This window comes from Arthrobacter sp. Cr_A7 (assembly GCF_029222765.1).
In the GTDB taxonomy this organism is placed as follows: Bacteria; Actinomycetota; Actinomycetes; order Actinomycetales; family Micrococcaceae; genus Arthrobacter.
Genome location: NZ_JARHXQ010000257.1, coordinates 1 through 10,344 on the forward strand (window position 1 = coordinate 1; position 10,344 = coordinate 10,344).

Sequence of the window (10,344 nt, forward strand, 5' to 3'; positions counted from 1 at the left end):
GGCCGCCTTGGGCGTGAAGGTCCAGGTGCCGGGATGGATCCGGAATTTGCGCGTCGCTGCGTTGTCGGCCGGGCCGCCGTTGGCATCCACTCCGCCCGCTGCGGCAGCAGCCCCGCCTTCCGCAGCGGAACGTACGACGGCGGCATCCGCCGTCGGGCCCTTGACTCCGTACGTGCCATACGGCAGCCGGACAACCGCGGCGACCCCAGCGGGGACCGTGCACTCGAGGTGCACATTGCCCGGCGCGGGCGTCCTGTCGGGCGTCGGAACCATCAGGAAATTCGAACCATTAGGAGATCGGGATCTCGAACGCGGTGGGGGCCGAGACCGCCCAGGGCAGCCCGAGCTCGCTGAAGGTGGCGTGCTGCCGGCCTGCCCGCTCCAGGGCCTCCTCGATGTCAACCACGACGGCGTGGGCTGCTTCGCCGTCGCCCTCCCACCGCACGAAGGCGTTGTCGATGGGCGCGGGCAGCGGTGCGGTGCGGATGGCCTCGAGGACGAGCATAAAAGCGCCGCTGTCCACGAGGGAGCTGATCAGCGGGGCGCCGCTGTTCCGGTGTGCCAGGAGGTTCTCCGTCAGGTCGTCCCGGCCGAATGTCTCCTCGGCCCGGCCGGACGACGTCTCGATGGTGAGACGGTCCTCGGTGTAGTGGAACACCGCCGTCCCGGCCGATCCCTGAAGGGTCACGTAGGGTTCCACGGACTCGGCGGCGCAAATTGTGAGTGCGCACGTGATGGGCAGGCCGGCCGCAGTGCGGATGCGGATGACGGAGGTATCGTCCGATTCGATGTCGTTGGCGCGGTACAGTTCGGTCTCCACGGAGGCGACGTCGGCCAAGGTGCGCGCACCGGCAATCCTCAACGCCGTCGCCACCGCGTGGGCCAGGGGGTTGGTGGCGACGCCGTCCACCACGTCAACGCCGTTGATGCTGCGTTTTCCGGCCCACCGTGAGCGCTTGTAATAGGCCTTGTCGCGTACCCAGCGGCCCGTGGCCGAGATGCCCTGCAGGGTGCCGATGGTGCCGGCTTCCAGCAGGTCCTCGATGGCCTGCAGGGCATGCGAGCCGAGGCTTTGGAAGCCGATCTGGACGCCCCTGCCGGCGAGGGCAGCGGCATCACGCAGCCTGTTGAAGTCGGCCAGGGATGCCACGGGAGGCTTTTCCAGGTACAGGTCAGCGTCCGTGGCCAAGGCGGCCAGCGCCAGCGGGGCATGCGTCTGGATGGGGGTGGCCACGATGATTATGTCGAGGGCGGGTGATTCCGCGAGCAGCTCAGTGAGCCCCGGAAAGACGGCAGCCTGCGCCGGAACCGATCCGGGTGCCGGCGGCTGCGGATCCGCAACGGCAACGAGTTCGACGGCGCCCGTTGCCTGAAGGCGCTCCAGGTTCCGTAGGTGGTGGGTGCCGAAGCCGTGCACACCTACCAGGGCAACGCGGGCAGTCCCGCCGTTGCCGCCGGCGGAAGCGGCGGCCGGTCCTCCTGCCGGCGCCGGAGTTTCTGCCGGTGCATCCGGCACGTCGGTGCCAGCTGGCGTTCCCATGGTTCTCCATTCTGCCCGGTGGGGGCACCAAAAGTCTGGCGCATGCGAGGTCCAGCAAGCGCTTTCCATCAATCAGTTTGCGCCACGCAGTGGTCCCTCGTCCAGCTAATGTAACGATTCAAAGTCTCGCTTGAGCCTGCCCGGAGGAATTTCTGGACGGCATCCGGAGCAGCTGGGATTTCCTGCCGCTCGCGGAGCCTGGCCTTGCCATGCTGTTCTTCGCGGCGGCGGGGGAAGGCGTGCTTTCGGCAGATGGCTCCGCTCCGGGCTGCGTACCGGAATCTAGTGGTGGAGAAGATCTAGCCCTTTCATTACGGTGGAGGGGTGACGGGCGGGCATTCGAAGACAGAAAGCGGCTGGGTGGACGTGCCCAATGCCAGAATTTATTGGGAAGCTACCGGCGCACCCACGGGCATCCCCGTCCTTTACCTTCATGGCGGCCCCGGCGGTTCCCTTGGTCGAGGGGGCTACCGTAAACGCCACGACTACAACCGGTTCCGGGTTATTGGTCTGGACCAACGCGGTTGTGGCAAAAGCACGCCATTGGTCCAGGACGATCTCGGCCGCCTCCCGGAGAACACCACCCACGCCCTGATCGAAGACATCGAGGCTGTGAGGGAGCACCTCGGTGTAAGCCAATGGATCGTCACCGGCGCTTCCTGGGGCAGCACGCTTGCCCTCGCTTATGCCCTGAAACATCCCTCCCGGGTCCTCGGCATCGCTTTGGTTGCGGTGACAGCAAGCAGCCGGGAAGAGGTTGAATGGATCACGGAAGGAGTGGGACGCATCTTTCCTGAGGCATGGGCTGAATTTTCAGGCGCTGCCCGGGCTGCCCCGGGCGAACGCGTGGTGGAGGCTTACGCCCGCCGGCTTGCCGGCCAGGACCGCGAAGATGCCCGGCTTGCTGCACTGGCTTGGGAGCGTTGGGAATCCACGCACATCTCGCTGGATCCGAACTGGCAGCCGGGCCCGCTGTTTGACGACGAACGGGAGCGCATGACCTTCGCGCTCCTCGTGACGCACTACTGGGCCAACGACGGATTCCTGGCCGGCGACCAGGAAATCATCCCGCGGATTCACGAGCTCAACGGCATCCCCGGTTACCTTATCCACGGGAGGCGGGACATCAGCGGCCCAGCCATTACGGCGTGGCGTTTGCACCAAAGCTGGAAGTCGAGCCGGCTCGTCGTTATCGAGGACGAAGGGCACGGCGGTCCTGCCTCCATGGCGGCATTGTCCACAGCAGTGGACCACATTGCTGCAATGATCTGAGCCTCAGCACGGTACTGCCGCTGTTATGACAATTCCGTGCTCAGCCGATCGGATGGCCCTCCCTGCACGTGCTTATTAGGCCTGAAGCACCACCCGTAGCCATGCCGAAAAGTTAGTCTCCACGATTCACCGCCGCAGGATCAGCTGAGGCCCGGGCATTCGTTGACAGCACCAATGCCCGCTCTTTAGGCTCCTGCCATCGTGAGCCGAAGAGTGCGGGAAGAAGGACCATGAACCAGGGCAAATGGCAGTTGCGGGACCAGCTTGGCCGTCTTGGCTTTGGGGGTACCGGGGTGGGGAACCTGTACCGCGCTATTTCCGATGAGCAGGCTGCCGCGACCCTGGAGGCCGCCTGGGATGCCGGCATCCGTTACTTCGACACAGCTCCCCACTATGGGCTGGGCCTGTCCGAGCGGCGCATGGGACAGGTCGTGGCGGCCAAGCCAAGGGAAGAATTCGTTGTCTCAACAAAGGTGGGCAGGGTCCTCGTGCCGTCGCCGGCAACAAAGGACGCCAGGGATCCGGAGGGCTTTGACGTCCCCGCCGAGTTCCGGCGTGAATGGGATCCTTCGGAAGCCGGGGCAAGGCGCAGCATAGAGCAGTCGTTGGAGCGGCTGGGCCTCGAGTACATCGATATCGCCTATCTGCACGATCCTGATGTGTACAGCATGGAAGATGCGGTGAAGACGGCGCTGCCGGCCCTGGAGAAGCTCCGGGCCGAAGGCCTTGTGCGGGCCATCGGCGTCGGGACCAATACTGCGGGCGCCGCCATGGAGTGCGTGGAAGCGGCGGACCTGGATTTCCTGATGCTGGCCGGCAGGTTCACCATGCTGGAGCAGCCGGGATCCGATGGCCGCCCGGGCGCAGGGCTGCTGGACCGCTGCCTGGAGCTGGGAACCGGAGTGGTGAGCGTGGGCGTCTACAACTCCGGCATCCTGGCCAAACCCGACCTGCCTTCGGATGCCCACTACAACTACTCCCAAGCCAGCGAGGAGATCCTGGAGCGCGCCCGGCTGCTGGCACGCGTCTGCGGCGGACACGGCGTTGAGCTTCCCACCGCAGCCATCCAGTTTCCCTTCCGCCACCCCGCCGTCGTCAACGTCACGGTGGGCGCCAGCAGGCCGGAGCAAATCAGTAACAGCGCCGCGCGCATGTCCGCAGAGGTTCCCCGCGAGCTGTGGCAGGACCTTCAGGAGCGGGGACTGATTCCGGCCTGACCGGCCTGAGGAAGCTCAGCTCTCCGTTGACGCCCCGGCGGCAGCGGTGCTCTGCCGGACCACGAGCTCGGGCGTGAACACCACCGAACGGTGCGTCGGGTTCTGCGACTCAACTTCCTCGGTCAGCAGCTCGATGGCGGTCCGGCCGAGTGCCTCCGTGGGCTGCCTGATGGAGGACAGCGGAACCACCGCCGAGACGGCAAAGTCGATGTCGTCGTAGCCGATCAGCGCAACGTCCTCCGGGATGCGGAAGGTGTGCGTCATGGTGAGGGACTGCATGACGCCCAGGGCCAGAAGGTCGTTGGCGCAGAAAATTCCATCGGGCAAATCCTCCCGGCCGCGTTCCACCAGCATGTTTCCCACGCTGCGGCCGGCAAGGACACTCTGCCCGTCGGAGTTCAGGACCTCCAGCGTGGCGTCCGGTTCCTCCTTCACGGCGCGCTGCGCCCCCTGCAGGCGGTCTGCCACCTGCCGGATGGACGTGGGCCCGCCCACAAAAGCCAGCCGACGTCGGCCGGTGTCCAGCAGGTGCCGGGCAGCGAGGTACCCGCCGGCGTCGTCGTCCACCGCCACGGAACTGAACTTGGACTCATCGGCCAGCCGGTCCACCAGGACCGTGGGCACGCCGCGCTCCCGCAGCAGGTCAAGCCGCTCGGTGACATCGCCCACGGGGGAAATCAGCAGGCCCTGGACCCGCTGCTCCTGGAAGAGGTCAATGTAGTTGGCTTCGCGCGCGGCGTCGTGGCCGCTGTCGCCCAGCAGGACGGCGCTGCCGTTCAGTGCCGCGGCATCCTCCGCGGCCCGCACCACCGACGTGAAGAAGGGGTTGCCCACGTCCAGGACAATCAGCCCTACGGTGCGGCTGTGGCCGGCGCGCAGCTGGCGGGCAGCATCGTTGCGGACAAACCCCAGTTCATCAATGGCCTTCAGCACCCGCTCCTTGGTGCGCTGCGATACCCGGTCCGGGTAGTTCAGCACATTCGAGACGGTGCCTACGGCCACGCTGGCATGGGTGGCGACGTCCTTGATGCTGGCTGAGCGGTTCATGATTCTCCGTGCTGGTGGTCTGCGTGCCGTGCTCCCGGCAGCTCGCGAAACTGCCCGCCGGAATGCTTGACACCTACTCACGTTCAAGAGTACTTTGAATCGTAACAATGAAACGATTCAAAGATTCGCGAGTTCAGGAGAGTTCCAGATGAGGGTGTGCTTCCGCTCCTCCGTCCAGCCGGCGCTGCTGGAGGAATACAAGCGCCGCCACGCTGCCGTCTGGCCGGAGATGCTCCGCGCCCTCAAGGACGCCGGATGGAACAACTACTCCCTGTTCCTGGGGGAGGACGGACTCCTGGTGGGCTACCTGGAGTGCGACGACTTCGAAGCGGCCAGGGCACGCATGGCCCTCACGGACGTGAACGCCCGGTGGCAGGCGGAAATGGCAACACTTTTCGAAGACTCCGGCCAGGCGCCCGACGAGGGGTTCCAGGTCATGGAAGAAGTCTTCAACCTCGACAGCCAGCTCGCGGCCACGGGAACCTCTTCCTCCTGAACCACGCGGGCTGACCCAAACAGGCTCCAGCAGCGGGGCGACCAACAACAGACCCATCACAGACACCGGAAAGAACCATCATGAATGACGTAGCAACGGCGCTGGGCAGGCTCGAGGAGCTTGCCATCGAGGTCCCCTCGTGGGCCTATGGAAATTCAGGCACGCGGTTCAAGGTGTTCGGTACCCCCGGCACTCCGCGCACCGTGCAGGAGAAGCTGGCGGACGCCGCCAAGGTCCACGAACTGACCGGCCTGGCCCCCACCGTGGCCCTGCACATTCCGTGGGACAAGGTGGATGACTACGCCGCACTGAAGGAGTACGCGGCAGGCCTGGGCGTTGGCCTGGGGACGATCAACTCCAACACCTTCCAGGACGATGAGTACAAGTTCGGCTCCCTGACCTCGTCCAATGAAACGGTGCGCCGCCGCGCCATCGACCACCACCTGGACTGCATCGAGATCATGCACGCCACGGGTTCGAAGGACCTGAAGATCTGGCTGGCTGACGGCACCAACTACCCGGGCCAGGACGACATGCGCGGCCGCCAGGACCGCCTGGCCGAATCGCTCCAGGAAATTTACGCAGCCTTGGGCGACGAGCAACGCCTGGTGCTGGAGTACAAGTTCTTCGAGCCGGCTTTCTACCACACCGATGTTCCGGACTGGGGCACGTCCTACGCCCAGACCCTGGCCCTGGGCGAGAAGGCGTTCGTCTGCCTGGACACCGGACACCACGCGCCGGGCACCAACATCGAGTTCATCGTGATGCAGCTGCTGCGCCTGGGCAAGCTGGGCTCCTTTGATTTCAACTCCCGCTTCTACGCCGACGACGACCTCATCGTGGGTGCCGCGGATCCGTTCCAGCTCTTCCGCATCATGTACGAGGTCATCCGGGGCGGCGGCTACGGCAAGGACTCCGGTGTGGCCCTCATGCTGGACCAGTGCCACAACCTGGAAGAAAAGATCCCGGGCCAGATCCGCTCGGTGCTGAACGTCCAGGAAATGACTGCCCGCGCCCTGTTGGTGGACACGGCCGCACTTAACGAAGCACAGCGCGCAGGGGATGTCCTGGCAGCGAACGCAGTTTTCAACGACGCGTTCTACACCGACGTCCGCCCGGTCCTGGCCGAGTGGCGTGAATCCCGCGGCCTGCCCGCGGACCCGCTGGCCGCCTTCAAGGCCAGCGGCTACCAGAAGAAGATCAATGAGGACCGCGTGGGCGGCCAGCAAGCCGGATGGGGCGCATAACCAGCATGAGCAACAAGACCGTTGAAGACCTGATTTCCCGTTCCAACCGCCTGGGCGCGGACAAGCGGAACACCAACTTTGCCGGCGGCAACACCTCCGCCAAGGGCACCGAAAAGGACCCGGTCACGGGCGAGGACGTCCAGCTGCTGTGGGTCAAGGGCTCCGGCGGGGACCTGGGCACCCTGAAGGCCGAAAACCTTGCCGTCCTTCGGCTGGACCGCCTGAACGCGCTGAAGAACGTCTACCCGGGCGTCGAGCGTGAAGACGAGATGGTGGCAGCCTTCGATTACTGCCTGCACGGCAAGGGCGGTGCCGCTCCCTCGATCGATACCGCCATGCACGGCCTGGTGGACGCCGCGCACGTGGACCACCTGCACCCGGACTCCGGCATCGCGATCGCCACGGCCGTGGACGGCGAGGCGCTGACCACCAAGATCTTCGGCAACAAGGTTGTCTGGGTGCCCTGGCGCCGCCCCGGGTTCCAGCTGGGCCTGGACATCGCCGCGATCAAGGAAGCCAACCCGCAGGCCATCGGCACCATCCTGGGCGGGCACGGCATCACCGCCTGGGGCGCCACCAGCGAAGAGGCCGAGCAGAACTCCCTGTGGATCATCGAACAGGCCGAGAAGTACATCCGGGACAACGGCAAGGCCGAACCCTTCGGGTCAAAGCTGCCCGGCTACGGCGCCCTGCCGGAGGCAGAGCGCCGCGCCAAGGCCGCAGCGCTGGCACCCGTGATCCGCGGCCTGGCTTCCACGGACAAGCCGCAGCTGGGGCACTTCAGCGATGACGCCGTCGTCCTTGACTTCCTCGAAGCCGCCGAGCACCCGCGGCTGGGCGCCCTGGGCACCTCCTGCCCGGACCACTTCCTGCGCACCAAGGTCAAGCCCCTGATCCTGGACCTGCCCGCCGACGCCTCGATCGAGGACTCCATCGCCCGGCTGCACGAGCTCCACGCGGACTACCGCGAGGATTACCAGGCCTACTACGACCGCCACGCAGACCAGGACAGCCCGGCCCTGCGCGGCGCCGACCCGGCCATTGTGCTGGTGCCCGGGGTGGGCATGTTCTCCTTTGGCGCCAACAAGCAGACCGCCCGCGTTGCCGGCGAGTTCTACATCAACGCCATCAACGTGATGCGCGGCGCCGAGGCCATCTCCACCTACGCCCCGATCGAGGAATCCGAGAAGTTCCGGATCGAGTACTGGGCGCTGGAGGAAGCCAAACTGGCCCGGATGCCCAAGCCGAAGTCCCACGCCACCCGCATCGCGCTGGTCACCGGCGCCGCCTCCGGCATCGGCAAGGCCATCGCCACCCGCCTCGCCGCGGAAGGCGCGTGCGTGGTCATCGCCGACCTGAACCTCGAGAACGCCGAAAAGGTGGCCGAAGAGCTCGGCGGCCCGGACGTCGCCATCGGTGTCCAGGCCGACGTTACGGACGAAGCCCAGGTGGCCGCCGCCATTGACGCCGCCGTCCTGGCATTCGGCGGCGTGGACCTGGTGGTCAACAACGCCGGCCTGTCCATCTCCAAGCCGCTGCTGGAAACCACCGAGAAGGACTGGGACCTGCAGCACAACGTCATGGCCAAGGGCTCGTTCCTGGTGGCCAAGGCCGCCGCCAAGGTCATGATCGCGCAGGGCCTGGGCGGGGACATCATCTACATCTCCTCCAAGAACTCCGTGTTCGCCGGCCCCAACAACATCGCCTACTCGGCCACCAAGGCAGACCAGGCCCACCAGGTGCGCCTGCTCGCGGCCGAACTGGGCGAGTACGGCATCCGCGTCAACGGCATCAACCCCGACGGCGTGGTCCGCGGCTCCGGCATCTTCGCCGGCGGCTGGGGCGCCAAGCGCGCCGCAGTGTACGGCGTGGACGAGGAGAAACTGGGCGAGTACTACGCCCAGCGCACCCTGCTCAAGCGCGAAGTCCTGCCCGAGCACGTGGCCAACGCCGCCGCCGTGCTCACCAGCAACGAACTGTCCCACACCACCGGCCTGCACATCCCCGTGGACGCCGGAGTGGCCGCAGCCTTCCTGCGATGAGCGGGCAGGTTCAGGGTGTCGACGGCGGCAAGGTGTTCGCCGCCGTCGACATCGGCGCCTCCTCCGGGCGGGTCATCCTCGGCCGGGTGGCTGCCGGTGGCACCGCGACGGAAGGGGCTGTGCAGCTCGAGGTGGTCCACCGCTTTCCCAACGGTGTTGTGGAGATCGACGGCGGCCTCCGCTGGAACTTCGACGCGCTCTTCGCGGAGGTGCTTGAGGGGCTCCGGGCCGCTGCAACCGTCGCCGCAGCCCAGGGCGAGCAGGTAGCCAGCATCGGCATCGACACCTGGGCCGTGGACTACGGCCTGGTTGACGCCGGCGGAAAGCTGACGGCCCAGCCGTTCAGCTACCGGGACGACCGAAGCCGAGCCGCCGTCGAGCCTGTACACCGGAAGCTGGACCCCGCGCGGCTGTACGGCACCACCGGCCTGCAGTTCCTGCAGTTCAACACCATCTACCAGCTCGCCACCGAACCGGACCTGGAGGGGCTGCAGGCGCTCCTCATCCCGGACCTGATCGCGTTCCTCCTGACCGGGCAGCGCCGGACCGAGGCCACCAACGCCTCCACCACCGGCCTGTTCGACGCCGTCGCGGGGGAGTGGGCCACCGAGTTCCTCACCGCCCTGGGCCTGCGGAAGGACCTGTTCCCGCCGCTGATCCAGCCCGGTGAATCCTTCGGGGTCCTCCTGCCGGAGATCGCGTCCCAGGTGGGGCTCCCGCAGGACACGACAGTGGTGGCCGTCGGCTCGCACGACACCGCCTCCGCCGTCGCCGCCGTCCCGGCGCAGGAAGAGGACTTCGCGTACATCTCCTCCGGCACCTGGTCCCTGGTGGGGCTGGAGCTGAAGCACCCCGTCCTCACCGAGGCCAGCCGGGAAGCGAACTTCACCAACGAACGCGGCGTGGACGGCACCATCCGCTACCTGCGCAACATGGGCGGACTGTGGCTCCTGTCCGAGTGCCAGCGCACCTGGGCGGCCGAAGGATTCCGGCCGGAGCTTCCGGCGCTGCTGGAAGCGGCCGCCGCGCTGCCCCCGGGCGGACCGCAGATCAACCCCGACGACCCCTACTTCATTGCGCCGGACAACATGCCGGACCGGATCCGGGCAGCGGTCCGCCGCACGGGCGAGGTGCTGCCGAACGATCCGGCCGCCATCACCCGCTGCATCATGGACAGCCTCGCCACCGGCTACGCACGCACCATCCGTGACGCCGAACGCCTGGCCGACCGCTCCGTGGACGTGGTGCATGTGGTGGGCGGCGGCTCCCAGAACCGGCTGCTCTGCCAGCTCACCGCGGACGTGACCGGCAAGAAAGTAATCGCAGGACCGGTGGAAGCCACTGCCCTGGGCAACGTCCTGGTGCAGGCCCGGGCGGCCGGTGCGGTGTCCGGCGGACTGACCGAGCTGCGGAGCCTGGTGGTGCGGTCACACCAGCTGCAGACGTTCACCCCGGAGCTGTCGCGCCTGTAGGTCCTGCACAG

9 protein-coding genes and 1 pseudogene are annotated in these 10,344 nt (G+C 66.8%); 7 read left to right on the top strand and 3 right to left on the bottom strand.

The genetic code is table 11. From position 1 onward, the window contains the following. Both P2Q66_RS15210 and P2Q66_RS15215 read right to left on the bottom strand, forming a co-directional pair. A partial coding sequence (locus P2Q66_RS15210; protein ID WP_275729434.1) for a hypothetical protein occupies positions 1-273 on the bottom strand: 273 nt, incomplete at its 3' end. Positions 274-289: 16 nt separating this feature from the next. Continuing rightward, positions 290-1,540, bottom strand: a complete 1,251-nt coding sequence (locus P2Q66_RS15215; protein WP_275729437.1) for a Gfo/Idh/MocA family oxidoreductase — start codon at positions 1,538-1,540, stop codon at positions 290-292. A gap of 149 nt (positions 1,541-1,689) precedes the next feature. On the opposite strand from P2Q66_RS15215, the pseudogene P2Q66_RS15220 reads away from it, so the two are divergent. The 3 genes and pseudogenes from P2Q66_RS15220 to P2Q66_RS15230 form a co-directional block, all read left to right on the top strand. Beyond that, a pseudogene (locus P2Q66_RS15220) lies at positions 1,690-2,016 on the top strand (DUF1961 family protein); the annotation flags it as partial. After that, positions 1,907-2,812, top strand: a complete 906-nt coding sequence (locus P2Q66_RS15225) for an alpha/beta fold hydrolase (RefSeq protein WP_275729447.1) — start codon at positions 1,907-1,909, stop codon at positions 2,810-2,812. The pseudogene P2Q66_RS15220 and the gene P2Q66_RS15225, both read left to right, overlap by 110 nt. A gap of 230 nt (positions 2,813-3,042) precedes the next feature. Continuing rightward, positions 3,043-4,029 carry an aldo/keto reductase gene (locus P2Q66_RS15230; protein WP_275729438.1) on the top strand — a complete coding sequence of 329 codons (987 nt, stop codon included), beginning with the start codon at positions 3,043-3,045 and terminating at the stop codon, positions 4,027-4,029. 15 nt (positions 4,030-4,044) lie between these two features. Here P2Q66_RS15230 and P2Q66_RS15235 read toward each other — a convergent pair whose 3' ends face one another. Further along, a complete protein-coding gene (locus tag P2Q66_RS15235) occupies positions 4,045-5,076 on the bottom strand; it encodes a LacI family DNA-binding transcriptional regulator (RefSeq protein WP_275729440.1) in 1,032 nt (343 codons plus the stop codon). Positions 5,077-5,224: 148 nt separating this feature from the next. Between P2Q66_RS15235 and P2Q66_RS15240 the strand changes: the two genes are divergently transcribed. From P2Q66_RS15240 to P2Q66_RS15255, 4 genes are all read left to right on the top strand, one after another. Continuing rightward, complete coding sequence (locus P2Q66_RS15240) at positions 5,225-5,572, top strand: L-rhamnose mutarotase (RefSeq protein WP_275729441.1); 348 nt, start codon at positions 5,225-5,227, stop codon at positions 5,570-5,572. Between the two features lie 80 nt (positions 5,573-5,652). Beyond that, entirely contained in the window at positions 5,653-6,819 is a 1,167-nt protein-coding gene (rhaI, locus tag P2Q66_RS15245; RefSeq protein WP_079597517.1) for an L-rhamnose isomerase, read from the top strand. 5 nt (positions 6,820-6,824) lie between these two features. Next, positions 6,825-8,861, top strand: coding sequence for a bifunctional aldolase/short-chain dehydrogenase (locus P2Q66_RS15250; protein WP_275729442.1), 2,037 nt, complete (start codon positions 6,825-6,827; stop codon positions 8,859-8,861). Next, positions 8,858-10,333 carry a rhamnulokinase family protein gene (locus P2Q66_RS15255; RefSeq protein ID WP_275729444.1) on the top strand — a complete coding sequence of 492 codons (1,476 nt, stop codon included), beginning with the start codon at positions 8,858-8,860 and terminating at the stop codon, positions 10,331-10,333. Before P2Q66_RS15250 ends, P2Q66_RS15255 begins: the two co-directional genes overlap by 4 nt. The last annotated feature ends 11 nt before the right edge of the window (positions 10,334-10,344 follow it).

Excerpts from the sequence above, each read along its gene's own strand:
- P2Q66_RS15215 (WP_275729437.1), bottom strand. The coding sequence starts at position 1,540 with ATGGGAACGCCAGCTGGCACCGACGTGCCGGATGCACCGGCAGAAACT.
- P2Q66_RS15230 (WP_275729438.1), top strand. The coding sequence starts at position 3,043 with ATGAACCAGGGCAAATGGCAGTTGCGGGACCAGCTTGGCCGTCTTGGC.
- P2Q66_RS15235 (WP_275729440.1), bottom strand. The coding sequence starts at position 5,076 with ATGAACCGCTCAGCCAGCATCAAGGACGTCGCCACCCATGCCAGCGTG.
- P2Q66_RS15240 (WP_275729441.1), top strand. The coding sequence starts at position 5,225 with ATGAGGGTGTGCTTCCGCTCCTCCGTCCAGCCGGCGCTGCTGGAGGAA.
- rhaI (WP_079597517.1), top strand. The coding sequence starts at position 5,653 with ATGAATGACGTAGCAACGGCGCTGGGCAGGCTCGAGGAGCTTGCCATC.
- P2Q66_RS15250 (WP_275729442.1), top strand. The coding sequence starts at position 6,825 with ATGAGCAACAAGACCGTTGAAGACCTGATTTCCCGTTCCAACCGCCTG.
- P2Q66_RS15255 (WP_275729444.1), top strand. The coding sequence starts at position 8,858 with ATGAGCGGGCAGGTTCAGGGTGTCGACGGCGGCAAGGTGTTCGCCGCC.